Below are 22,421 nucleotides of genomic sequence, written 5' to 3' on the forward strand. Positions count from 1 at the left end.
GCGGGATGGGAGATGAGTCATGATGAGTGCGCTTCTGCTTGCTATGCTCCTTCAGTCGTCGCCGCTTGCCGAACGCAACGGCCTGCCGACGAGCATGCCACCCGTCTCGACCTACCCCTCACGGATCGACAGTAATCTCGTCACCGGCCGCTACGACTCCGTCGATATCCGCGCCGCGGCCGGAGACCGGCTGCTGATCGATCGCACGCTCAAGGTCTCCTACAGTGAGGTCGGCGCGCGCGGTGACGCGACCCGGCTGCTCGACGAGAGCTGCCGCCGCAAGATCGGCGATGCCGGCTTCAAGCTGCTGATGTCGCCGGTCGCGCGCGACGCTGCAAGCTTCCGGGTTGCGGCGAGCTATCGCCCGGACGCGAGCTGCGCGTCCGACGCCCGAACCGCGGTGATCGACCAGGTCGTGATGCTCGAGCGCGGCAAGCCCGTCGTCCTGCAGGGCGCCGACGGCCTCCGGCTGGAACTCAAGCGCCGCTGAGTTCGGCCTAGCGCCGCTTCCCCAGCATCGGTTCCTCGGCCAGCTCGCCCGCCTCGCGGATGGCGGCGCGAAGCTGGCTGCGCTTCTCGTGGATCGAGGCGATGACCGGGCCCATCGCGACCCCGATGTCGACCAGCACTGCCTCGCTCATCTGCAGCGAGCCTTCCATCGTCTCGGGCACCGCGTCGGTCGCGCCGGCCTTGTAGAGCTGCGCGGCATGCGCGCCGTCGCGGGCGCGCGCGACGATCGACAGCTCGGGGCAGGCGGCGCGGATATCGTGCGCAAGCCGCACCGTCAGCACCGGATCGTCCATCGTCAGCACCACCGCACCCGCCTCGGCGAGGCCGAAGCGTTCGACCGCGTCGCCGCGCGCGACGTCGCCGTAGATCACCCGGTAGCCCTGCTCGCGCGCCGCGGCGACGCAGTCGATGTCGCCGTCGACCGCGAGATAGGGTCGGCCGTGCTCGGCGAGCATGTCGGCGATGATGTGCCCGACCCGGCCGAAGCCGAACACCAGGGTCAGTCCGCGCGTGTCCGACGCGCCGCTGCTCAGCGCCTGCGGATCGATCCGCCGCGCCATCCGCCGGCCGAGCGCAGCAAGCAAGGGTGTGAGGGTGAGCCCCATCGCGGTCACCAGCGTCCAGAAGGCGACAGTCTCGGCCCCGAGCAGCCCGGCGGCGAGCGCACTCGCAAGCACGATCAGGGTCAGCTCGGACGGGCTCGCCATCAAGAGGCCGGTCTCGATCGCGGTCCCGACCCGGCTCCCCCGCCATCGCAGCAGCCCCAGGATCAGCACTGCCTTGGCGGCGAGCAGGCCCGCGGTCGCGGTCAGCAGCGCGGGCCATTGCGCCGCCAGCTCGCCGAGGTCGAGCCGCATTCCGACGGTGATCAGGAACACGCCCAGCGCGAGCCCTCGAAGCGGCGCGGTGATGACCTCGACCTCGGCATGATAGTCGGTCTCGGCGATCAGCAGCCCGGCGATGAGCGCTCCGACCGCGGCGCCGAGCCCGACCGCGCCGGTGGCGAGGCTGGCGAGCATTACCACCAGCAGGCTGATCGCGAGGAACAGTTCGGGGCTCTTGGTCCTCGCCGCCTGCGCGAACAGGGGCGGGAGTAGGCGGCGGCCGAGCAGTAGCAGCGAGGCGATCACCGCCACCCCCGACAGCAGCACCGCTGCCAGCGCCTCGGTGCTGCCCTTGGCGTCGATCAGCAGCAACAGCGGGACCAGCGCGAGATCCTGGAGAAGCAGGATCGCGAAGGCGGTCTGCCCGGTCGCCGAGACGGTCCCTGCGATCGGCATCACCAGCGCGGTCGAGGACATCGCCAGTGCAAGGCCGAGCAGCAGCGCCGGGCCGATGCCCATCCCGCCGAGCGACAGCAGCCCGGCGACCAGCGCGCCGGTCACCAGCATCTGGGCGCCGCCGAGCACGAACACCCGTTCGCGCATCGCCCACAGCCGCCGGAAGCTCAGCTCGAGCCCGATTGCGAACAGCAGCATCAGGATGCCGATCTCGGCGAAGGGCTCGATCCGCTCGCGATCGGTGATGGTCAGCGGCTCGAGCCAGCGATGCTCGGCTGCGAGCCCGCCGAGCCCCGACGGGCCGACCGCGATCCCGACGAGGATGAAGCCGATGACCGGCGAGATCCGGAAGCGTGCGAAGGCGGGAATGACGATCCCGGCCGCACCGAGGATCACCAGTGCGTCATGAAATCCCGATCCGCCCAGTTCGCCCGCCATAGGCCCTTCTACCGTAGAAGGGGCGGGAGCCAAGCCGCGCACCCGTCCGTTTGCCGCTCATCTTGAGAAAGGAAAGAAATCGATGGCGGACGAGAAGACCTTCAAGGCCGGCGACAAGGTGCACTGGTCGAGCAGCGGCGGCGAGGCGCATGGCAAGGTCAAGAAGAAGCTGACCAGCCCGATGGAGATCAAGGGCCACCACGTCGCCGCTTCCAAGGACAATCCCGAATATCTGGTCGAGACTGACGACGGCAAGCAGGCCGCACACAAGCCGGGCTCGCTGAAGAAGGGCTGATTGCGGCAAGCTCCGGCAGAGGGAGGATGATGACCGACCAGGACGTCCTCATCCTCGGCGGCGGGCCGTGCGGACTGATGACCGGCCTCCTGTTCGCCCGTGCAGGCCTGCGGGTGCGGGTGGTCGAAAAGCACGCCGACTTCCTTCACGATTTTCGCGGCGACACGGTCCACCCTTCGACGATGGAGGTGCTCGGCCAGCTCGGCCTGCGCGAGGCGTTCCTGGCTCGCCCGCACCAGAGGCTCGAACAGGCCCGGCTGCGCATCGGCGGTCGCGAGCTCGTCGTCGGCGATCTTGCGGCCCTGCGGAGCGCGACGCCGTTCGTGGCGATGATGCCGCAGTGGGAGTTCCTCGACTTCCTCCGCGAAGCGGCCAGCGCTCTTCCCGGTTTTGGGCTCGACATGGGCCTCGGCGCCGACCAGCTGCTCGAGGAGGGTGGCCGCATCGTCGGCGCACGGCTGAGTGACGGCTCTGAGGTTCGCCCGCAGCTGACGATCGCCGCCGACGGAAGGCACAGCATCGTCCGGCGCGACCGCTGGCTGCCGCTTCGCGATCTCGGTTCGCCGATCGACGTCTTCTGGTTCGAGCTGCCGCGCGGCGAGACAGATTCCGGCGGGCTTCGAATCGCGGTCGAGGGCGGGCGGATCCTCGTCCGCGTCGATCGCGGAGCTTATTGGCAGTGCGCCTTTGTTGTTCCGAAGGGCAGCGCGGCTGTGCTCCGCGATGCGGGCATCGGCGCCTTTCGCGACAGCTTGCGGCGGATCGAGCCCGAACTCGGTGAGCTCGGGGACGCGCTGCCGTCGCTCGATCGCCTTCACCTGCTCGAAGTCACCCTCGACCGCCTTCGCCGCTGGCATCGCCCCGGCCTGCTGGCGATCGGCGATGCGGCGCATGCGATGAGCCCGATGGGCGGCATCGGGATCAACCTTGCCATCCAGGACGCGGTCGCGGCCGCCAACCTGCTCGCGCCGGCGTTGCGGAAAGGGGAAGGGATCGACCGGCTACTCGCCCAGGTGCAGCGCCGCCGTGCTCCGTCGACCGCGATCATCCAGGCGGTGCAGCGAATCGCGCAGGATCATGTGCTCGCGCCGGCACTGATTCGCGAGCAGTCCTTCGGCCGCCCGCCATGGCCTCTGGTGATGATGGACCGGCTTCCCGCGCTGCGCCGGATGGCGGGGCGGGCGATCGGCTTCGGGATCCGCAACGAGCGGTTGAGTCCACTTCTCACGGCCTAATCCTTTCGACCTAAGTCTCTAGACCTGAAACGAAAATGCGCGCCGGGCAAAGCCTCGACGCGCATCACGTTCTTCTATGGTCATCCCGGCCGAAGCCGGGAGGAAATCAGCCGCGGCCACCTGCGGTAGCGGCGCCCGAACCCCAAGCCCAGTTCCAGAAGCTCCACATAACACTGCTCCCTGTTGCACGGCAAAGCCGCCGTTACAGGTCCAGTATTAACCTTAATCGATACGGTTAGCAAACGGTTAGGCAAATTCCTTAGGCAGATTCCTAGAGCACGCGAAAGAACGACCTCGTCCGAAGTAGACGAGACCGGTCGATCAGGATCTGGGAAGTGGGTTCAGGCGACCCGGCGGGTCGAGCGGATCTGAAGGCGCTGGATCAGTTCGCGAACGCCCATCGGGCGACCGATGGCGAAGCCCTGGGCGACGTCGCAGCCCATCCGGGTGAGCTCGTCGAGACACTGCTTGTCCTCGACTCCCTCGGCGACAACGGTGCGGCCGAGCGAGTGGGCGAGGGCGATGGTCGACTGGACCATGATGAGGTCGGAGCGGTTGACCCGCATCGACTTGACGAAGCTCTGGTCGATCTTGATCTCGTTCGCCGGGATCTTCTTTAGATAGTCGAGGGTCGACAGGCCCGTCCCGTAATCGTCGATCGCGATCCGCACGCCGAGGCGGGTCAGGGCATCGAGCGTGGCAAGGCCGCTGTCGGCGTCCTGCAGCGTCGCGGTCTCGGTCAGTTCGAGGGTGAGGTGCCGCGGATCGAGGTCGTGCGCGGCGAGCATCGCCGTGATCCGGTCGAGAAGGTCGCGGTCGCTGAGCAGCCGCGCCGACAGGTTGACCGCGATCTGGAACGGCACGCCGCGCCGATTTACGGCCGCCGCCGCACCGATGGCGCGATCGAGGACGAAGTCGGTCAGCTTGGCGATGCGGCCGTTGTTCTCCGCCGCGGCGACGAATTCAGAGGGGCTGATCGGGCCCTTGTGCGGGTGCGTCCAGCGGGCGAGCGCCTCGGCACCGATGATCTGGCCGCGCTTGATGTCATATTGCGGCTGGTAAGCGAGCCAGACCTCGCCCTGGTCGATCGCCTGGTCGAGCTCGCCGAGCAGCGAGACGCGCCAGTTGACCTCCTCCTGTCGAGCCGGGTCGTGCAGCTTCCAGCGCAGCCCCTCGTTCCAGGCCTCGTCGGCGGCAAGCACCGCGCTTCCGATCCGGTTGGCGAGGGTCCGGGTCAGGCCGAGCTCGGCGCCGAAGCTCAGCGCGACGTCAATCTGGCGGCCCGCCACCTGCACCGGCGAGCGGAAAAGCGAGTGGAGCGCCTCGAGATGGTTGCCGAGCGGCGCGGTGGTCGGGACCGTCCAGGCGAAGGTGCCGTCGTCGCCCTGGTAGATGGTATCCTGATGCCCCGCCGACAGCCGGGCGATGATCTGCCGATAGGCTTCCTTCTGCTCGACCTCGTTGAGGGCGCTGCTGATCTCGGCGAAGTTGTGGATCTTGGCCAGCACCAGCGGATTGTCGATCCGCCCGCCGCCACGAAGCGCCGCGAAGGTCGGCAATCCCGTCTGTTCGTGGACGAGACCGCGACGCTTTATGCGGAGTACCGCCAAGCGCCATGAAACGATCGTGAGGAGAACAAGCCCGGGAACGACGTCGACCGCGACATAGGCTTGTTCGAGAAGCAGAGGCATGAAGAGCAGGCTGGTGATACCGCCTACGAGCCAGAATGGGCGGAGAGTTCCCCCTCGCAACACCGCCGCAAGTGAAAGCATGATGGCAATGGCGAGCGCCGGGAGCCCACCGTAATCGACCGGCGTTGCGCGCAACAGGGTCTCGGCCGCGATGGCATGCACATACGCGCCAGAAAGCCTGCCGTGACTCGGCAGCCAGAATTGGTCTCCTAGCTGGTCGGCGTTGAGACCGATGATCAGGCTTTTGCCTGCTAGGGCATTCGCTGGAACCTTGCCGCTGAGGAGGTCGGCAGCCGAATAGTAAGGGATGGTGCTCGGGCGGATGGAGTAGTCGATCCAGAACTGGCGCTTGTCCGTCACCGTCCGGCCCGCGAGGCTCCCCGCAAAAGTCGGCGTCTGGCGACCCGCGACGTCGACGCTGACGAAGTTGTTCCAGACGGCATTGCGATAGTCGTAGAGAGTCGTTGCGCTGGCCAGCCGCGCATTGTCAGCAAACATGGGCAGAGGACGGGTAAGCTCGGTCTTGATCGCCCGGTCGGTTCCAAGGCGCTCTCGATCCGCAAGGACGACCCTGTGTGAGCGCTTCATTGCCTCTGCCAGCGCCCGGTCTTCGGCGGGCAGCGACGGGCTGTCGTAGATGAGGTCGAGATGTATGTTCTTGGCGCCCGCGGCGGTCGCCTTGTCGATCAAGCGAGCTTGGGTCGATCGCGGCCAGGGCCAAGTCCCGACCCGTTGCAGGCTTTGATCATCGATTCCGATCAGTACGACCTGCCCGCTCGCGTCGCTCGGATGCGAGGCATAGCGCACGACCCGCAGACTATCTTCCAGCGGCTGCCCCAGCTGCAGAGCCCAGCAGAGGAGGGCAGCACCGATCGCCCACAGGAGCAGCTTGCGCTGGCCCCGCCGATCGTCGCCGCCCTGTTCCTGTGCCGAGCGCATGGGCGTCCCCTACGCCATCAAAGGTTAGGAAATCGGAAACCCTGCGCGAGTGAATCGATTGAAGGTCCGGTCCGGACCTATCCATTTAGCACTTGGGGACGCAGGCATCGCTGTGCCATGCACTGCCCTAACCCAAGGGGAGGCTCATGGACTTCATTGCCATCCTGTCGATCTTCGTGCTCGCCTGCTTCGTCGGCTATTATGTCGTCTGGTCGGTGACCCCGGCGCTCCACACGCCGCTGATGGCGGTGACCAACGCCATTTCTTCCGTGATCATCGTCGGCGCGCTGATCGCCGCCGCCGCGTCCGGAAGCGCGACCTCGAAGTGGCTCGGCCTGCTCGCCGTGGTGCTTGCCTCGATCAACATCTTCGGCGGCTTCGCGGTGACCAGCCGAATGCTCGCCATGTACAAGAAGAAGGAGCGGCCCGAGTGAGCTTCCCCGCCGTTCCCGACGCCGCCAACGCCCATGCCACCCCCGCCTGGGTGATGCTCGCCTATCTCGTCGCCGGGGTCTGCTTCATCCTCGCGCTTCGCGGCCTGTCGAGTCCCGCCACCAGCCAGCGCGGCAACCGCCTCGGCATGATCGGCATGGCGATCGCGGTGGTGACGACGCTGCTCGTCGCCTTCGGTTTCGGTGAACTGTTCGGGGGCGCCGCGGACGAGACCCGGTTCCTTGCGGTCGATTCCGTCGCCCTTGTCGAGATCCTCGCCGCCATCGGCATCGGCGCGGTCATCGGCATCGTCGGCGCGCGCCGCATCCAGATGACGGCGATGCCGCAATTGGTCGCGGCCTTCCACAGCCTCGTCGGCCTCGCCGCGGTGCTGGTCGGTGCCGCCGCCTTCCTCAACCCGGAGGCTTTCGGGATCGCGACGCGCGTCACCCCGATTGCGACCAACAGCTTCCTCTTCATCAACCCCGTCAGCCGGATCGAGCTCGGGCTCGGCGTCGCAATCGGCGCGATCACTTTCTCGGGCTCGGTCATCGCCTTCCTCAAGCTGAACGGCAACATGGGCGGCGCGCCCATCCTCTTGCCCGGCCGCCACGTCATAAACCTCGGCATCCTCGCCCTCATCCTCGGGCTGGTCGGCTGGTTCACCCAGGACCAGAGTCCGTGGATATTCTGGACCATCCTCGCGCTCTCCTTCGCCATCGGCTTCCTGCTGATCATCCCGATCGGCGGCGCCGACATGCCGGTCGTGGTCTCGATGCTGAACAGCTATTCGGGCTGGGCCGCGGCGGCGATGGGCTTCACGCTCCACAATTCGGCGATGATCATCACCGGGGCGCTGGTCGGAAGCTCGGGCGCGATCCTCAGCTACATCATGTGCCGGGCAATGAACCGCAGTTTCCTTTCCGTCATCGCCGGCGGCTTCGGCGCGACCGCGAGCGCCGGGGCAGGGGAGGTCATCGACCGTCCCTACAAGCGCGGCAGCGCCGAGGACGCCGCCTTCCTGATGAAGCAGGCCGACCAGGTCGTGATCGTGCCCGGCTACGGCATGGCGGTCGCGCAGGCGCAGCACATCCTGCGCGAGATGGCCGACCTCCTCAAGAAGGAAGGGGTGCGCGTCAAATATGCCATTCACCCCGTCGCCGGCCGCATGCCCGGGCACATGAACGTCCTCCTCGCCGAGGCCAACGTCCCCTACGACGAGGTGTTCGAGCTCGAGGACATCAACTCGGAGTTCGCCCAGACCGACGTCGCCTTCGTCATCGGCGCCAACGATGTCACCAACCCCGCCGCCAAGACCGACAAGAGCTCGCCCATCTACGGAATGCCCGTGCTCGACGTCGAGAAGGCGCGCACCGTGCTGTTCATCAAGCGCTCGATGGGCGGTGCGGGCTACGCCGGCGTCGACAACGAGCTCTTCTACCGCGACAACACGATGATGCTGCTCGCCGACGCCAAGAAGATGGTCGAGGAAATCGTCAAGGCGCTGGGGTAGAAACACTGACGCAACGCTTTGTCTCTCCCTCGCCACAGTCCGCCTTTGCCGCGTTAATCTGCCCCCAAATTGCCCTTCACCCGCTTGTCCGCGGCGCGCCGCTGCGCAACAAGAGCGACGTTAACTATTTGGCGCCGCACCCGTAGTGCGGCGGGGTGAGGGGAAGCAAAGGTGCACAAGCTCGGGATCGTCGGCGGGGCGAGCTGGAATTCGACCGCGCTCTATTACGAGCACATCAACCGCGGCGTCGCGCAGCGTCTCGGCGGGCTCCACAGCGCGCGGCTGGTGATCGAAAGCCTCGACTGCGAGGACGATTATGCCGCCTTCCACCGCTGCGGCGACTGGGCCGGGGGCGAGAAGGTCATCCTGGACACGGTCGCCCGGCTGGTCGCGGCGGGAGCGGAGGGGGTGATCCTCACCTCCAACACCATGCACAAGCATTATGACGCGGTCGCCGCCGCAGCGACCGTCCCCGTCCTCCACATCGGCGAGGTTGCCGCGTCGCGCATCGCCGCCGACGGCCGCCGCACCGTCGCCCTGCTCGGCACCCGCGTCACCATGACCGAGCCGCACGTCCGGCAACATTTCGACAGCCGCAACGTCACCCTCGCGCCGATCGAGGAAAGCTGGATCACCGAGGTCGACCGGATTATCTACGAGGAACTCGCCGCCGGCCGCGTTGTCCGTGACAGCCAGCGCAAGTTGAAGACCCTCATCACCGAACTCGGAAAGAAGCGCGTCGAGGCGATCGTGCTCGGCTGCACCGAACTGGTGCTGGCGGTCGACCCGCGCGCCAACGTCCTGCCGGTCTACGACACCACCGCCATCCACGCCCGCGCAGCGGTCGACTGGATGCTCGCCGAAAAGGAAGAGGCGAGGGCCGCCGCCTGAGCCTCGCCGCAGCCCTCCAGGAAGGCAGCGGTCTGAGCCTTACCGCAGCCCTCCTTAAGGAGGGCAGCGCAAGCGCAGCTTGCGCGGGCGGTCCGGATGACCGGACTTCGCCCGCCAAACCCCTCCGGCCGCTTGCGCGGCCACCTCGCCTTGGGGAAGGAGCGGCTTCAGGCCACCTCGATCGCGACGATCTCCACCATGCCCCCGGGCCCCTCGACCTCTTCGCCGACCTCGGCGCCGAGCATCGCCCTGACCAGCGGCGCGGTGAAGCCGACCCGGCCCGCGGCGGGTTCGCTCTCGTCGTGGCCGACGATCTCGACCGTTTTCTCCACCCCATCCCGGGCATAGGTCACCCGGGTCCCCACCGCGACCTCGTCGCCGCTCGGCACCGGCGCCAGCTGCGCGGTAGCCGCCCGCGAGCGCCAGTAGCGCGCGTCGCGAAGCACCTTCTTGCGCTCCTCGTCGGACAATGGCTCGCTCAAGCGCGCCTCGAGCGCCGCCCCCTGCGCCTCGATCAGCTCCAGACCCCGCGCGGTGACGAGATTGGGCCCCGGCGGGATCGGCAGCTCGAACTTTGGCTCGAGATGCTCCTCGTCGCTCTCCCGGCGAAAGGCGACGCTCATGCGATGGGGCGCTTCTGGTTCATGTCCTGGTAGATAGGAACGTCTGCTGTGGGTGGAAAGCGGACGTTCTCCGACGGGTTATCCCTCGATGAGCACCCAACCTCTGAATGCCCAGATCGCATTGGCGATTATTACACCAATAAGCCCACCCCAGAGTGACTCGGAACTTGCAATCTCCTGCCCAATTACAAGGCGGAAAAAGAGCCAAGTCGCGGTCAGTGTGCCGACGCACATGGCCGAACGCTTCAGCACTTCCGTTTTGGAGGGTCGCCGAACAGAACGTTCCACTCTGTGGAAGCCGTCCCACTCGACGCGCGTTTCCGAACTCGAAATCTCGTCGGCCATATCGCGAGCTTACCCTATCGACCAACGCTAGCAACGGGTCGAAAGCGGACACAACCACCCGCGATGCTAGATCGCTGTCCTACTCGGCATTCTTGTGCCATATAGGTTCAATGAGCGCACGTCTGGGTGAAACCATTGCTGCACTGCCTGCCGTGGCAGCCAAGCCACATCCCGTTGCAGGCAAGGCAGCCGCAAGCATCCCGACACCCCCGTACCCTGTGAACTTCGTGAACTTCGAACCGCGCGGGACCCCCGCACCCTGGGAACTTCGAGAACTTCGCACCCTCGAGAGTGCTTCCGAAATCCCACAGTGCGTCCTACATCGCACCCCATGAATCGCACCCCGGCCGACCGTCCGGATCATCCCAGCGCCGCCAGCCGCTTCAACGAGGACGCCGCGACCTTTACCGTGTCGGGGGGTGGGGAGGCGCCCGACCTCGAGGCGGGGGTCGCCGCCATCCGCAATGTCGTCAAGACCTTGCCTGTCCGCCCCGGCGTCTACCGGATGCAGGACAGCCGCGGCGAGGTGCTCTACGTCGGCAAGGCGCGCGCGCTCAAGAACCGGGTGACCAACTATACCCAGGTCGCGCGGCTGTCGAAGCGGCTCCAGCGGATGGTCGCGCAGACCCGCTCGATGACCATCGTCACGACCCATACCGAGGCCGAGGCGCTGCTTCTCGAAGCGCAGCTGATCAAGCGCTTCCGCCCGCCCTACAACGTGCTGCTACGCGACGACAAAAGCTTCCCCTTCATCCTGCTTCGCGAGGACCATGCCTTTCCCCGCGTCCAGAAGCATCGCGGCGCCAGGCGCGCCAAGGGGCAGTATTTCGGGCCCTTCGCAAGCGCGGGCTCGGTCACCCGGACGCTGAACGCGCTGCAGAAATTGTTCCTGCTCCGCTCCTGCTCGGACGGCTTCTTCAACAACCGCTCGCGGCCCTGCCTGCTTTACCAGATCCGCCGCTGCTCGGGCCCCTGCGTCGGGCGGATCGAGCCCGACGCCTATGCCGAGCTGGTCGAGGACGCGAAGAACTTCCTCGCCGGCAAGTCGACCGGGGTCCAGGCCCGCCTGTCGAAGCAGATGGCCGAAGCCGCGGAGAAGATGGATTTCGAGCTTGCCGCCATCTACCGCGACCGGCTCCGCGCGCTGACCTACATCCAGGGTTCGCAGACCGTCCATGCCGAGGGGCTGGGCGACGCCGACATCTTCGCGCTCGCCGCCAAGGGTGGATCGATGTGCATCCAGGCCTTCTTCATCCGCGGCGGGCAGAATTGGGGGCATCGCGCCTTCTTCCCGAGCCACACCGCCGACATTCCCGAGGCGGAGGTGCTCTCCTCCTTCCTGATCCAGTTCTACGAGGACATGCCGCCGCCCCGGCGGATCCTCGTCGACCGCGATCCGGCCGAGGCCGAACTGGTCGCCGAGGCCTTGTGCGAGAAGGCCGGGCGCAAGGTGCTGATCGAGCGGCCCCAGCGCGGCGACCGCCGCAAGCTCGTCGACCAGGCCAGCCGCAACGCGGTCGAGGCGCTCGACCGCCGCCACGCCGAAAGCACGACCCAGACCAAGCTGCTGCGCGAGCTCGCCGACACGTTCGAACTTCCCGACGCGCCCAAGCGGATCGAGGTCTATGACAACAGCCACATCATGGGCACCGCCGCGACCGGGGCGATGATCGTCGCCGGGCCGCAGGGCTTCGTGAAGAACAGTTATCGCAAGTTCAACATCAAGAAGGCGGCGACCGACGACGACTTCGGGATGATGAAGGAAGTGCTCGAGCGGCGCTTCCAGCGTTTGGAGAAGGACGATCCCGACCGCAGCAGCGGCGAATGGCCCGACCTCATCCTGATCGACGGCGGCCGCGGACAGTTGAACGCGGTGCTCGAGATCATGGAAGATGCCGGGGTCCACGACGTGCCCGTGGTCGGCGTCGCCAAGGGCCCGCACCACGGCCGCGAGGGCAGGGAGGTGTTCCACCTTCCCAACGGGCGGGAGCTGACCTTCCCCGTCAACGCGCCCTTGCTCTTCTACCTCCAGCGCCTGCGCGACGAGGCGCACCGCTTCGCCATCGGCACCCACCGCGCCAAGAGGGCGAAGAACCTCACCACCTCGACGCTCGACGAAGTCCCCGGCATCGGCCCGACGAGGAAGCGCGCGCTGCTGATGCACTTCGGAACCGCCCGCGCGGTCAAGGGCGCCGCGCTCGAGGATCTCGAGAAAGCCCCCGGGATCAGCAAGGCCACCGCCCGGCAGCTCTATGACTATTTCCACCCGGGTGGGTGACTCCCCGAACCTCCCCGTTGCGCAGCGATGGGGAGGGGGACCGCTCGGCAAAGCCGAGGGGTGGAGGGGCCACTCGCACCTTCGCAGGCCCCTCCGTCAGCGCTGTGCGCTGCCACCTCCCCATCGCTGCGCGACGGGTAGGTTCTGATGCGCCTGACCACTCCCGCCATCATCCTCTCGCTCCGTGCCCATGGCGAGCATGGCGCGATCGTGCGGATGCTGACCCCCGCCGAGGGCCTCGTTGCCGCCTACATCCGCGGCGCGCGCGGGCGGCGGATGCGCCCGGTGCTGATCGCCGGCAATGCGGTCGAGGCGCGGCTCTCGGCACGGACCGACGCCCAGCTTCCCCAGGCCGAGGTCGAGCTGACCCGAAGCCGCGCGCCGCTGCTGACCGAGCCGCTCCCCGCCGCCGGGATCGCCTGGTCGACCGCGCTCGCCGCGCAGGTCCTGCCCGAACGCCAACCCTACCCGGCACTCTACGACGGGCTCGACGGGCTGCTCGAGGCGATCGCCGCCGCGCCCTCGGCGAGCGGGTGGGGGCCGGCGCTGCTCGCCTTCGAACTGCTGCTGCTCGCCGAACTCGGCTTCGGACTGGAGCCCGAGCAGGTCGCGCGCGCCGCCGCCGACTGGCTCCCTGGCCTGCAGCTGACCGGTCGCCGGCTCCGCCGCGATCTCCTCAGTCGGCCCGGCGATCCGGCGTGGGACTCGCGCGAACGGCTGATGGGGAGGTTGCGCCGCTCTCAGGGGCTGGTAGCGTGACCCGATGACCAGCAGCGCACTCGCGACGCTCTTCCCGCATGAGGCGATCACCGGCGACATCGTCGTCCGGGTGGCGGTCAGCTATCTTGCCGAACAGTCGGCGCCGGCCAGCGGGCGCTGGTTCTGGTCCTATCACATCCGGCTCGAGAACCGCGGCACGCAGAGCGTCCAGCTGCTTTCGCGCGCCTGGACCATTACCGACGGGCGCGGCGCGGTCCACGAGGTTCGCGGCGAGGGGGTCGTCGGCGAGATGCCGCTGATCGCGCCCGGCGCCTCCTACGACTATGTCAGCGGCTGCCCGCTTCCGACCCCGACCGGCAAGATGACTGGAAGCTACCGGATGGTCGACGAGGACGGACGCAATTTCGACATCGCCATCCCGACCTTCCCCCTCGTCGGACCCGTCTGACAAAGGTCCGTTTCGGACCCTGAGGCGACCGGGCATTAAGCCTGATCCGGCAGTCTCCGGATATGTCCGATCCCAAGCTCACCGACGAGGCCGGCCGCCTCCTCGCTCTCCACCGCTACTGCGCGCTGGACAGCGTCCACGAGCCCAATTTCGACACCATCACCGGCATCGTCAAAGACCTACTCGGGGTCCCCATCTGTGCCGTCTCCCTGATCGACGAGGAACAGCAGCGCTTCAAGTCGATCCAGGGCCTCGACAGCAAGGGCACGCCGCGCGAGGTCGCCTTCCGCCACCAGACCATCAAGTCGCGCGAGCCAATGATCATCGAGGATGCGACCATGGATGCACGCTTCGTCAAGAACCCGCTGGTCACCGGCGAGCCCAATATCCGAGCCTACGCCGGGGCACCGCTGACCACGCCCGACGGCTACAATATCGGGGCGCTGTGCGCGATCCACCGGCGGCGTCATGACTTCACGCCCGGCGACATCGAGCGGCTCCAGCGCTTCGCCAAGGTGGTCGTCGACCAGATGGAGCTGAAGACGCTCGCCCACCGCGACTTCCTGACCGGCGCTTTGACCCGCCGCGCCTTTTCCGACGCGGTGACCAGCGGCCTTGCCCGGCTCGGCTCGGAGAAGCGCTCGGCGACCATCGCGGTACTCGACGTCGACCATTTCAAGAAGGTCAACGACGATCACGGCCATGCCACCGGCGACCTGGTGCTCAAGGCCATCTCGCAGGTGGTTCGCGGGCAGCTTCGCTCGACCGACCTGTTCGGTCGACTCGGCGGCGAGGAGTTCGGGATCTTCTTCTACGCGACCACCCGCAACGAGGCGGTCGAGGGGGCGGAGCGGATCCGCCGGGCGATCGAGGCGATGGAGGCGCCCGACTGTCCGAAGGTGACGGTCAGCATCGGTCTAGCCGCGATGGAGCATGACGAGGAGTTCGACCATGCGCTCGCCCATGCGGATACCGCGCTCTATGCGGCCAAGCGTGAAGGGCGGAACCGCTGCGTCGCCGCCGAGATCCCGCCCTTCTCGGCCGCTGCCTGAGCGGTTGAGGCTTGCCGGAGCAAGGCGAAGGGTGCACCCCCCCTCGTCATGCAGCTGTTCACCATCGGCTATGAGGCGGTCACGCAGGGCGACTTCCTCGCCGAGCTAAAGCGCGCCGGGGTCGCACGGGTGATCGACGTCCGCGCGCTGCCGCTGTCGCGCCGCCCGGGCTTCTCCAAGACCCCGCTCAAAAATGCGCTGGCGGAGGAGGGGATCGGCTACGTCCACCTGCGCGCGCTGGGCACTCCGCCGGCGGGGAGGGAGGCCGCGCGCAAGGGCCGCACTGCCGAAATGGAAGCGATCTACGCCGGACAGCTCGCGCTTCCCGAGGCTTTAGCGGCGGCCGCCGAACTCAGGTCACTGGTCGCGGAAGGGCCCTCGGCCTTGCTCTGCTTCGAGCGCGAGCCCGCGGGCTGCCACCGCAGCATGCTGATCCGCGAGGTCCTGCCGGAAGCGAAGGTCACGCACCTGTTCGCCTGAGGCCGCCGACACGAGCGGTCGTGGCGCGAGGGGTGCCCCGGCGGTCGGCCGGGGCACGATAGCTCAGACGTCGGCGGGCTCCTCGGCCTTGGTTTCGGACACGATCAGCGCCTCGATGTCGGGGATCGGACGCCCGCTCATCTCCTTGTTGATGGTGCACACGACGCGCTTCTCGACTTCCTTGTGGAGCGCCTTGCGAAGCACGCCGAGGGCCTTGGGCGGAGCGATGATGCAAAGGTGTTCGAAGTTGCCCTTGAGCGCGCGCATGCGCAGCTTCTCGGCCGCCTCCTTGACCCAATTGTCCTCGTCCTGCTGCTTGAAGTCCGTCTCTTCCATCGACGATCGCGCCGAGCCGACGCTGTTCGCCGAGGAGCCCGGCGCGTCCGTCTTGAGATCTCCGTCATGGTGAGCGTCGTTGCGCTCTTCATGCGCCTCGGTACGCAGGTCGATCTGGTTCGCGTCGCCCTCGTTACGGAAGAACAGCATCTTGCGGCCGTCGACCACCAGCACCAGCGCGCGATTGGGAATTGGCATTCTTCACTCCTCCATGTGTCAGGAGGAGAACGGGCGGGGCGGGGGAGGGTTGCGCCCCCCGCCGCCACCTTATTCCTCGCTGACGCCCGGATCGACCGGCTTGTCGAGCTCCTGCTCGGCGGTGTTGGCGCCATCGTCGATCGCGACTTCGCCGTCATTCAGTGCCTCGACCTCGACCTCGTCCTCCTCGTCGATCTTGGCGACCGAGACGACGTGCTCGCTCTTGTCGACGCGGAAGATCATCACGCCCTGCGTGTTGCGCCCGGCGATGCGGATCGAACCGACCGTCGTTCGGATCATCTTGCCCTGGTCGGTCGCAAGCATGATCTGCTCGCCCGGCTTGACCGGGAAGCTCGCCACCACGCCACCGTTGCGCTCGGACGTGTCGATGTTGGTGATGCCTTGGCCGCCGCGGTTGGTGCGGCGATACTCGTAGGCGCTGGTGCGCTTGCCGAAGCCATTCTCGGTGACCGTGAGGATGAACTGCTCGGCTTCGGCCATGTAGGCGTAGCGGTCTTCCTCGAGCCCGTCCGCGCCGACATTGTCGCGCCACTTCGGGCTGCGCAGATAGGCCTCGCGCTCTTCCTGGGTCGTGCCCGCGCGGCGCAGGATCGACATCGAGATGACCTCGTCCTGCCCGAGCAACCGGACCCCGCGGACACCGGTCGAGGAGCGCGACTGAAACTCGCGGATCGCGGTCGACATGAAGCGGATCGCCTTGCCGTTGCGGGTCGCGAGCAGGACATCGTCCTCCTCGCTGCACAGCGCCACGCCGACCAGCCGGTCGGTCGCATCCTCTTCCTCACCCTCGTCGGGGAGGCCGAACTTCATCGCGATCTTGCCCGCGGTCGGGATGTTCTTGAACGCGTCCATGCTGTTGCGGCGGACCGCGCCGTGGGCGGTGGCGAACATCAGGTGGAGCGCGTTCCAGCTCTCCTCGTCCTCGGGGAGGGGGAGCACGGTGGTGATCACTTCGCCCGCCTGCAACGGGAGGAGGTTGACCATCGGCCGACCCTTGGCGGTCGGTCCGCCCTCGGGCAGCCGCCAGACCTTCATCCGGTAGACGCGGCCGAGGTTGGAGAAGAACAGCACCGGATTGTGGGTCGAGGTCACGAACAGGTTGGTGACCGCATCCTCGTCCTTGGTGGCGATGCCCGAGCGACCCTTGCCGCCGCGCTTCTGCTCGCGGAAGACCGACAGCGCGGTGCGCTTGATGTAGCCGGTCATGGTCACGGTCACGACCATGTCCTCGCGCTCAATCAGATCCTCGTCGTCGATACCGTCGAAGGCGGCGGCGAGCTCGGTCCTGCGCGGGGTCGAGAATTGCGCATCGACCTCGTCCAGCTCCTCGCGCATCACCTCGTAGAGGCGGGCGCGGTCGCCGAGGATGTGGAGCAGTTCGGCAATCGTCTTGGCGAGGCCCTCGAGCTCGTTGCCGATCTCGTCGCGGCCGAGCGCGGTGAGGCGGTGCAGGCGAAGATCGAGGATCGCCTTCACCTGAACTTCGCTGAGCCGATAGGTCTCTCCCGCGGCCTGCGGCTCAATCGCCTCGACCAGCTGGATGTAGGGGCGGATCTCGTCACCCGGCCAGTCGCGGGCGAGCAGCGCCTCGCGCGCTTCGGACGGCGAGGCGGAGCCGCGGATGATGCGCACGACCTCGTCGAGGTTGGTGACCGCGACGACGAGGCCAAGCAGGATGTGGGCGCGTTCACGTGCCTTGTTCAGCTCGAACTTGGTGCGGCGGGTGATGACCTCTTCGCGGAACTTGACGAAGCTCTCGATGATGTCGCGCAGCGCCAGCGTCTCGGGGCGACCGCTGCGGATCGCCAGCATGTTCGCCGGAAAGGAGCCCTGCGCCGGCGTGTGCCGCCAGAGCTGGTTCAGCACCACCTCGGGAGTCGCATCGCGCTTGAGTTCGATGACGATGCGGACGCCTTCGCGATTGGACTCGTCGCGAATGTCGCTGACGCCCTCGATCCGCTTGTCCTTGGCCGCTTCGGCGATCTTCTCGACCAGCGCGTTCTTGCCCTGCTGGTAGGGGATTTCGGTGAGCACGATCGACTTGCGGTCGCCGCGCCCTTCCTCGACCTTGTAGCGGCTGCGCACCACGATCGAGCCGCGGCCGTTGGTATAGGCCGAACGGATGCCGGCGGTGCCGAGGATGATGGCGCCGGTCGGGAAGTCCGGCCCCTTCACATGCTCCATCAGCTGTTCGGACGTCACCGCCGGATCGTCGATGTAGGCACGGCAGGCGGCGATGACCTCGCCGAGGTTGTGCGGCGGGATGTTGGTCGCCATGCCGACCGCGATTCCGCCCGCGCCATTGACCAGCAGATTCGGGAAGCGTGCCGGGAGCACCTGCGGCTCGCGCTCGGACGCATCGTAGTTCGGCTGGAAGTTGACCGTGTCCTTGTCGAGGTCGTCGAGCAGGTAGCCCGCCACCTTCGCCAGCCGCGCCTCGGTGTAACGCATGGCGGCGGGCGGATCGGGATCCATCGAGCCGAAGTTGCCCTGACCGTCGATCAGCGGCACCCGCATCGACCAGTCCTGGGTCATCCGGGCGAGGGCGTCGTAGATCGCGGTGTCGCCGTGCGGGTGATACTTACCGATCACGTCACCGACGATGCGGGCGGACTTGCGGTAGGGCCGATTGTAGACGAACCCGTTCTCGCTCGCCGAGAAGAGGATCCTGCGGTGCACCGGCTTCAATCCGTCGCGCACGTCGGGCAGCGCGCGGCTGACGATGACGCTCATCGCATAGTCGAGGTAGGAGGTCTTCATCTCCTCGACGATGGAGATGGGAGCGATGACGTCGGTTGGAGGCGGCGGCGCCGGGGCTTCAGTGGCCAATTTCTGTCCTGCTTATCTTTGTCATGGAGGCGGCGGACCGCCTGCATAGCCGACTAGCAGCGCGCGCGTGTACGCGCGAGGGGTTTGTGCAGTTGCCGCTGGTCCGCCGCCGCTCGCTCAGCCCTTCACGAACAGCGGCTTTGCCGCGGTGCTCCCGTCCGCATCATAACGCCAGCCATCGCAATCGAAGGCCGGGAGCGCCTCGGCATCCGCGATCCGCTCCTCGCACAGCCAGCGCGCGAGGCTGCCGCGGGCGACCTTGGCGGTGAAGCTCTGGAATTGCAGCCCCTTGGCGGTGCGGACCCGGAAGTCAGGGCTTACGAGGCGAATGCCCTTCTTCGGCAGGAAGGGCTGCACGACCGCGAAATATTCGTTGCTGGCGAGGTTCATCAGCAGACCCGAGCCATCCTCTTTGAGGTCGCCGAGCACGGCCCTGGCGACCTTGCGGCCCCAATGCTCGACGAGCTTGCCGCCACTCGGGCTCCAGCTGGTGCCCATCTCGAGGCGGTAGGGGCGGATCCCGTCGAGCGGCCGCAGCGCCCCGTAGAGGCCGGAGAGGATTCGCAAGTGATCTTGCGCGAAGGCGAGGGTTTCCTGGTCCGCGCTGCCAGCATCGAAGCCGCGGTAGACGTCGCCGGCGAAGGCGCGGATCGCAGGCCGCGGCTCGGCCTTGCGGAAGGTCCGGAAGCGGGTCGCGTTGAGGTCGCCGAGTTTCTCGGAAATGTGCATCAGCGAGGACAGTTCTTCCGCACCGAGCTTGGCGGCAGCGCGGGCGATGCTCGCCGCCTCGCGGGCGAAGCGCGGCTCGGTCGGCACTTCCTCGACAGGTGTGTCGAAATCGAGGGTCTTGGCGGGGGACAGCAGGATGATCACGGCGGTGCGGCTAGCAGGGCCGTCCGCTCTTCGTCCATACCGACCTCTAACCTGTTGTAATCGCGCGGTTCAAACGGCGTTCACGAGCAATCGCCTTAGCGCTGGCGGGTCATCCCCGGACGGTCTAAAGGGCCGTTCACACTACCGACGGAGAGAGAATTGATGTCGACCAAGGCTGCGCTGCTTGCTGCCCTCCTGTTCACTGCCGCCGTTCCTGCTCCTGCACTGGCGGCGCAGGCCGCTCCGGCTGCGGCTCCGGCTGCAGCTCCGTCCAAGGAAGCGCGCCCGGCGCTCGCCGCGCTTCAGAAGGCCGCCAACGAGAACCGCGTGGCCGAGCTGCCGGCCCTGTCGCAGGCTGCGCTTGCGGTCGCGAAGACCCCGATCGACCGCTATTTCGCCTACCAGCTCCAGCTGAAGCCGCTGGCGGCCGCCAACAATGACGCGGCGCTGCTCGCCGCGCTCGAGGGCACGATCGCCACTGGCGTCCCCAAGGGACCCGAGCTCGCCAACTACAATCTCGTCGCCGCGCGACTCTACTTCAACAAGGGCTCGGCCGACACCGCCGCGACCGCCAAGGCCGCGGCCGCGGTCGAACAGGTCGTCGCGTCCGATCCGAACAACGTCGAGGGCCTGTACATCCTCGGCCTCGTCCGCAACCGGCAGAAGCGCCCGGCCGAGGCGGTCACCGCGCTCCAGAAGTCGATCCAGCTGAGCCAGGCCAGCGGCAAGCCCGCCGACCCGCAGATCTTCGAGCAGGCGCTGTCGATCGCCTACAACAACCGCCTGCCGGTGGCGCGCGAGCTGGCGTTCACCCAACTCAAGACCGCGCCGACTCCGAAGAACTGGCGGACCGCTCTCAAGATCTACGAGCAGACCAGCAACCTCAATGCCGCCGACAAGATCGACCTCTTCCGCCTGCAGCGGCTGACCAACAGCTTCGAGGGTGAGGGGGACTATTTCCCCTATGTCGACGCGCTGCTGACCCGCGGCCTTCCGGGCGAGGCGAAGGCGGTGCTCGACGAGGCCTTCGCGGCCAACAAGATCGACCGCAACAAGGCGACCTGGAAGGAGATGGCGAGCTCGGCCGGCGGCCGTATCGCCGGCGACCGCGCGAGCCTCGCGTCGGGTGAGAAGACCGCGCTTGCCGCGTCGACCGCGCGTCCGGCGCTCAACACCGGCGACGCCTTCCTCAGCTACGGCGACTATGCCAAGGCCGCGACGCTCTACCGCGCCGCGCTCGGCAAGGGCGGCGCCGACGCCGACCTCGCCAACCTGCGCCTCGGCATCGCGCTGACGCGCTCGGGCGACACGGCCGGCGCGACCGCCGCCTTCAATGCGGTCAAGGGCAACCGCGCCAGCCTGGCGCAGATGTGGCTGCTCTACCTCCAGACCAAGGCCTGATCTCTGATTGGACTGACAGAAGGGCGTCGGCATCGTGCCGGCGCCCTTTTCGTTGGTTAACCGAACGGTAGGGGCTCGCCGCTACATCCCGCTCGAACAGTGCTTTCGAGTGGGGATGCGAATGGCGACGGCAGGTATCGAGCAGGTCACGGAAGATGCGATCCGCACCGTGGCGCGAAGCTGTGGTTCGCTGTCGATCGAATGTTCCGACGTCGCCGGCTACGTCACCGACGTGTCGCAGCGTATCGGGGTTCACCTCAAGACCCTCGATACGCTCGAGGAAGTGACCACCCGGCTGCTGGCGGACCAGGCGCGCGTGTCGGATTCGACCGACGAGGCGCGGCTGCTTTCGGAGCAGGCCAAGGCCAAGCTCGATGCGGGGCGCGAGGCGATCGAGGACACCATCGCCGGCTTCAAGGGGCTGACCGAACTGGTCGTCCAGCTTGGCGAGCGGATGGCGACCTTCGCGACCGCGATGAACCAGGTGCAGAGCGTCTCCTCGACCATCGAGGCGATCGCCCGCAAGACCAACATGCTGGCCCTGAACGCCACGATCGAAGCCGCCCGTGCCGGTGACGCCGGGCGGAGCTTCGCGGTGGTCGCGGCCGAGGTGAAGAAGCTCGCGCACGACACCCGTGCGGCGACCAGCCAGATTGGCCTCACGATCAGCGAACTGACCCGCGAGGCGGGCGCGGTCACGACCGAGATCAAGACAGGCGTCGACCGCAGCCGGGCCGCGCAGCGCGGCTTCGGGCAGATTCACGAGACCGTCCGCGAAGTCAGCGAGATCGTCGGCATGGTCGACCGCCAGACCGAGGGCATCGCGCATTCGACCAACCTCATCCAGTCCAGCGTCGACCGGGTGAAGGCCAGCCTGACCGACTTCGCCGAGGACGCCCGCGAGAATGGCGGCGCGCTGATCGAGGCCGAGAAGCGGTTGCGCAGCCTCGAGATGCTGTCGGCGACGATGCTCGACACGCTCGCCAACTCGGGCGCGGAGATCGACGATACGCCGATGATCATCCTCGCCCAGGACGCGATGCGCGCCATTGCCGAGGCAACCGAGAAGGGCGTGACCCGCGGCGAGATCGGCATGGATGACGTGATGGACCGGCAATATGTGCCGATCCCCGGCCGCAACCCGGTCCAGTACGACAATCGCTTCTGTGCCTTCGCCGACGAGCACATCCGGCCGATCCTAGACCGCTTCAAGCTCAAGGATTCGCGGATCATCGGCTCGGCCATCACCAACGTCGACGGCTTCCTTCCGACGCACCTGTCCGAGCGCTGCCAGGCGCCGGGCCCGGACCCGGTGTGGAACGATGCCCACTGCCGCAACCGCCGGATCTTCATGGACGAACAGACCCGCGCCGCAATCGAGAGCGACAAGCCGGCGATGCTGATGACCTACCGCATGGAGCTCGGCGACAAGACCTATGCGGTGAAAAACGTCTTCGTGCCGCTGTTCGTTAACGGCCGCCGCTGGGGCAATTTCGAGCTCGCCTACCGCGAGGAGTGACTTTGGCTCCTCCGCTTCGCGTAGCGATGGGGAGGGGGACCGCTGCCGAAGGCAGTCATGGAGGGGCCAAGCTA

20 protein-coding genes are annotated in these 22,421 nt (G+C 67.2%); 13 read left to right on the plus strand and 7 right to left on the minus strand.

Translation table 11 applies throughout. The annotated features are described in order from the left end of the window. Nucleotides 1-19: 19 nt before the first annotated feature. Nucleotides 20-490, plus strand: a complete 471-nt coding sequence (locus ABD727_RS07005) for a hypothetical protein (protein ID WP_344706673.1) — start codon at nucleotides 20-22, stop codon at nucleotides 488-490. Between the two features lie 7 nt (nucleotides 491-497). Here the strand turns inward: ABD727_RS07005 and ABD727_RS07010 are convergent, their stop codons facing one another. Further along, nucleotides 498-2,228 carry a cation:proton antiporter domain-containing protein gene (locus tag ABD727_RS07010; RefSeq protein ID WP_344706674.1) on the minus strand — a complete coding sequence of 577 codons (1,731 nt, stop codon included), beginning with the start codon at nucleotides 2,226-2,228 and terminating at the stop codon, nucleotides 498-500. An 82-nt stretch (nucleotides 2,229-2,310) separates the two neighbouring features. Between ABD727_RS07010 and ABD727_RS07015 the strand changes: the two genes are divergently transcribed. Continuing rightward, nucleotides 2,311-2,523, plus strand: a complete 213-nt coding sequence (locus ABD727_RS07015) for a hypervirulence associated TUDOR domain-containing protein (protein WP_344706675.1) — start codon at nucleotides 2,311-2,313, stop codon at nucleotides 2,521-2,523. A 29-nt stretch (nucleotides 2,524-2,552) separates the two neighbouring features. Further along, nucleotides 2,553-3,758 carry an FAD-dependent oxidoreductase gene (locus ABD727_RS07020; protein ID WP_344706676.1) on the plus strand — a complete coding sequence of 402 codons (1,206 nt, stop codon included), beginning with the start codon at nucleotides 2,553-2,555 and terminating at the stop codon, nucleotides 3,756-3,758. 341 nt (nucleotides 3,759-4,099) lie between these two features. Here ABD727_RS07020 and ABD727_RS07025 read toward each other — a convergent pair whose 3' ends face one another. Then, nucleotides 4,100-6,388 carry an EAL domain-containing protein gene (locus tag ABD727_RS07025; protein ID WP_344706677.1) on the minus strand — a complete coding sequence of 763 codons (2,289 nt, stop codon included), beginning with the start codon at nucleotides 6,386-6,388 and terminating at the stop codon, nucleotides 4,100-4,102. Nucleotides 6,389-6,534: 146 nt separating this feature from the next. On the opposite strand from ABD727_RS07025, the gene ABD727_RS07030 reads away from it, so the two are divergent. The 3 genes from ABD727_RS07030 (at nucleotide 6,535) to ABD727_RS07040 (ending at nucleotide 9,224) form a co-directional block, all read left to right on the plus strand. After that, entirely contained in the window at nucleotides 6,535-6,822 is a 288-nt protein-coding gene (locus tag ABD727_RS07030) for an NAD(P) transhydrogenase subunit alpha part 2 (protein WP_344706678.1), read from the plus strand. A gap of 53 nt (nucleotides 6,823-6,875) precedes the next feature. Further along, a complete protein-coding gene (locus ABD727_RS07035; RefSeq protein ID WP_344708036.1) occupies nucleotides 6,876-8,333 on the plus strand; it encodes an NAD(P)(+) transhydrogenase (Re/Si-specific) subunit beta in 1,458 nt (485 codons plus the stop codon). Between the two features lie 171 nt (nucleotides 8,334-8,504). Continuing rightward, a complete protein-coding gene (locus tag ABD727_RS07040; RefSeq protein WP_344706679.1) occupies nucleotides 8,505-9,224 on the plus strand; it encodes an aspartate/glutamate racemase family protein in 720 nt (239 codons plus the stop codon). A 167-nt stretch (nucleotides 9,225-9,391) separates the two neighbouring features. Here ABD727_RS07040 and ABD727_RS07045 read toward each other — a convergent pair whose 3' ends face one another. Then, a complete protein-coding gene (locus ABD727_RS07045; protein ID WP_344706680.1) occupies nucleotides 9,392-9,847 on the minus strand; it encodes a GreA/GreB family elongation factor in 456 nt (151 codons plus the stop codon). Between the two features lie 78 nt (nucleotides 9,848-9,925). Further along, nucleotides 9,926-10,192: a hypothetical protein gene (locus ABD727_RS07050; RefSeq protein WP_344706681.1), complete on the minus strand. Its 267-nt coding sequence runs from the start codon at nucleotides 10,190-10,192 to the stop codon at nucleotides 9,926-9,928. Between the two features lie 331 nt (nucleotides 10,193-10,523). On the opposite strand from ABD727_RS07050, the gene uvrC reads away from it, so the two are divergent. The 5 genes from uvrC (at nucleotide 10,524) to ABD727_RS07075 (ending at nucleotide 15,170) form a co-directional block, all read left to right on the plus strand. Beyond that, nucleotides 10,524-12,470 (plus strand): excinuclease ABC subunit UvrC, encoded by a 1,947-nt coding sequence (gene uvrC, locus ABD727_RS07055; protein WP_344706682.1) that lies wholly within the window; start codon nucleotides 10,524-10,526, stop codon nucleotides 12,468-12,470. Between the two features lie 147 nt (nucleotides 12,471-12,617). After that, nucleotides 12,618-13,229 carry a DNA repair protein RecO gene (recO, locus tag ABD727_RS07060; protein ID WP_344706683.1) on the plus strand — a complete coding sequence of 204 codons (612 nt, stop codon included), beginning with the start codon at nucleotides 12,618-12,620 and terminating at the stop codon, nucleotides 13,227-13,229. Between the two features lie 4 nt (nucleotides 13,230-13,233). Further along, complete coding sequence (apaG, locus tag ABD727_RS07065; RefSeq protein ID WP_344706684.1) at nucleotides 13,234-13,638, plus strand: Co2+/Mg2+ efflux protein ApaG; 405 nt, start codon at nucleotides 13,234-13,236, stop codon at nucleotides 13,636-13,638. A gap of 62 nt (nucleotides 13,639-13,700) precedes the next feature. Next, complete coding sequence (locus tag ABD727_RS07070) at nucleotides 13,701-14,690, plus strand: sensor domain-containing diguanylate cyclase (protein WP_344706685.1); 990 nt, start codon at nucleotides 13,701-13,703, stop codon at nucleotides 14,688-14,690. A gap of 48 nt (nucleotides 14,691-14,738) precedes the next feature. Continuing rightward, complete coding sequence (locus ABD727_RS07075) at nucleotides 14,739-15,170, plus strand: DUF488 domain-containing protein (protein WP_344706686.1); 432 nt, start codon at nucleotides 14,739-14,741, stop codon at nucleotides 15,168-15,170. Between the two features lie 63 nt (nucleotides 15,171-15,233). On the opposite strand, the gene ABD727_RS07080 is transcribed toward ABD727_RS07075, so the two are convergent. From ABD727_RS07080 to ABD727_RS07090, 3 genes are all read right to left on the minus strand, one after another. Continuing rightward, nucleotides 15,234-15,704 carry a host attachment family protein gene (locus ABD727_RS07080; RefSeq protein WP_344706687.1) on the minus strand — a complete coding sequence of 157 codons (471 nt, stop codon included), beginning with the start codon at nucleotides 15,702-15,704 and terminating at the stop codon, nucleotides 15,234-15,236. A 69-nt stretch (nucleotides 15,705-15,773) separates the two neighbouring features. Further along, nucleotides 15,774-18,485: a DNA gyrase subunit A gene (gene gyrA, locus ABD727_RS07085; protein WP_425566803.1), complete on the minus strand. Its 2,712-nt coding sequence runs from the start codon at nucleotides 18,483-18,485 to the stop codon at nucleotides 15,774-15,776. Nucleotides 18,486-18,671: 186 nt separating this feature from the next. Then, on the minus strand, nucleotides 18,672-19,427 hold the full coding sequence (locus ABD727_RS07090) for a YaaA family protein (RefSeq protein WP_344706689.1): 756 nt from the start codon (nucleotides 19,425-19,427) through the stop codon (nucleotides 18,672-18,674). Nucleotides 19,428-19,589: 162 nt separating this feature from the next. On the opposite strand from ABD727_RS07090, the gene ABD727_RS07095 reads away from it, so the two are divergent. Continuing rightward, nucleotides 19,590-20,828 carry a tetratricopeptide repeat protein gene (locus tag ABD727_RS07095; RefSeq protein ID WP_344706690.1) on the plus strand — a complete coding sequence of 413 codons (1,239 nt, stop codon included), beginning with the start codon at nucleotides 19,590-19,592 and terminating at the stop codon, nucleotides 20,826-20,828. Between the two features lie 121 nt (nucleotides 20,829-20,949). Then, a complete protein-coding gene (locus ABD727_RS07100) occupies nucleotides 20,950-22,347 on the plus strand; it encodes a methyl-accepting chemotaxis protein (protein ID WP_344706691.1) in 1,398 nt (465 codons plus the stop codon). Nucleotides 22,348-22,421 lie beyond the last annotated feature (74 nt).

This window comes from Sphingomonas swuensis (assembly GCF_039538045.1).
GTDB classification, from domain to species: domain Bacteria; phylum Pseudomonadota; class Alphaproteobacteria; order Sphingomonadales; family Sphingomonadaceae; genus Sphingomicrobium; species Sphingomicrobium swuense.

What these genes read in the sequence shown, in the direction of transcription:
- ABD727_RS07020 (WP_344706676.1), top strand. Translation starts at nt 2,553, where the DNA reads ATGACCGACCAGGACGTCCTCATCCTCGGCGGCGGGCCGTGCGGACTG.
- ABD727_RS07075 (WP_344706686.1), top strand. Translation starts at nt 14,739, where the DNA reads ATGCAGCTGTTCACCATCGGCTATGAGGCGGTCACGCAGGGCGACTTC.
- ABD727_RS07010 (WP_344706674.1), bottom strand. Translation starts at nt 2,228, where the DNA reads ATGGCGGGCGAACTGGGCGGATCGGGATTTCATGACGCACTGGTGATC.
- gyrA (WP_425566803.1), bottom strand. Translation starts at nt 18,485, where the DNA reads ATGAAGACCTCCTACCTCGACTATGCGATGAGCGTCATCGTCAGCCGC.
- ABD727_RS07015 (WP_344706675.1), top strand. Translation starts at nt 2,311, where the DNA reads ATGGCGGACGAGAAGACCTTCAAGGCCGGCGACAAGGTGCACTGGTCG.
- apaG (WP_344706684.1), top strand. Translation starts at nt 13,234, where the DNA reads ATGACCAGCAGCGCACTCGCGACGCTCTTCCCGCATGAGGCGATCACC.
- ABD727_RS07100 (WP_344706691.1), top strand. Translation starts at nt 20,950, where the DNA reads ATGGCGACGGCAGGTATCGAGCAGGTCACGGAAGATGCGATCCGCACC.
- ABD727_RS07005 (WP_344706673.1), top strand. Translation starts at nt 20, where the DNA reads ATGATGAGTGCGCTTCTGCTTGCTATGCTCCTTCAGTCGTCGCCGCTT.
- ABD727_RS07080 (WP_344706687.1), bottom strand. Translation starts at nt 15,704, where the DNA reads ATGCCAATTCCCAATCGCGCGCTGGTGCTGGTGGTCGACGGCCGCAAG.
- uvrC (WP_344706682.1), top strand. Translation starts at nt 10,524, where the DNA reads ATGAATCGCACCCCGGCCGACCGTCCGGATCATCCCAGCGCCGCCAGC.
- ABD727_RS07025 (WP_344706677.1), bottom strand. Translation starts at nt 6,388, where the DNA reads ATGCGCTCGGCACAGGAACAGGGCGGCGACGATCGGCGGGGCCAGCGC.
- ABD727_RS07095 (WP_344706690.1), top strand. Translation starts at nt 19,590, where the DNA reads ATGTCGACCAAGGCTGCGCTGCTTGCTGCCCTCCTGTTCACTGCCGCC.
- ABD727_RS07050 (WP_344706681.1), bottom strand. Translation starts at nt 10,192, where the DNA reads ATGGCCGACGAGATTTCGAGTTCGGAAACGCGCGTCGAGTGGGACGGC.
- recO (WP_344706683.1), top strand. Translation starts at nt 12,618, where the DNA reads ATGCGCCTGACCACTCCCGCCATCATCCTCTCGCTCCGTGCCCATGGC.
- ABD727_RS07045 (WP_344706680.1), bottom strand. Translation starts at nt 9,847, where the DNA reads ATGAGCGTCGCCTTTCGCCGGGAGAGCGACGAGGAGCATCTCGAGCCA.
- ABD727_RS07070 (WP_344706685.1), top strand. Translation starts at nt 13,701, where the DNA reads ATGTCCGATCCCAAGCTCACCGACGAGGCCGGCCGCCTCCTCGCTCTC.
- ABD727_RS07035 (WP_344708036.1), top strand. Translation starts at nt 6,876, where the DNA reads ATGCTCGCCTATCTCGTCGCCGGGGTCTGCTTCATCCTCGCGCTTCGC.
- ABD727_RS07030 (WP_344706678.1), top strand. Translation starts at nt 6,535, where the DNA reads ATGGACTTCATTGCCATCCTGTCGATCTTCGTGCTCGCCTGCTTCGTC.